Here is a 304-nt window from a genome sequence, read left to right on the forward strand (position 1 = left end):
ATCGTTCTCGCCGGCGGCTGCGAAACGGGTTGGATGTACCGGGCCATGGAGGGGCAGGTGCTCTTTTGGATCGTGGGCGCGGGCAATATCGCCGGGGCGACGTTTTTGGCCTATGCCTGGGATCATCTGGGCCTGTACGATGCGCTGACAAAGGGCTTCACGCCGATCAACCTGCTTGACGAGTGGGGGAGCCGGGGGGCGCTGTTCGGCACATTGGCGATGTTGCTCTGTTGGTTCCTCATCGCCGCTTGGTGGGAGAAGTCTTATCGCTTCGGCCGGGGAATCAAGGTGCAGAAACCCCGGT

General features: G+C 61.8%; 1 protein-coding gene. It reads left to right on the forward strand.

All coding sequences use genetic code 11. The features are described from left to right. On the forward strand, positions 1-304 hold a 304-nt coding region (locus tag RZO55_RS06395), incomplete at both ends, for a YeeE/YedE thiosulfate transporter family protein (RefSeq protein WP_318063456.1).

The organism is Clostridium boliviensis, from assembly GCF_033342255.1.
Lineage (GTDB): Bacteria > Bacillota > Clostridia > Lachnospirales > Lachnospiraceae > Lacrimispora > Lacrimispora boliviensis.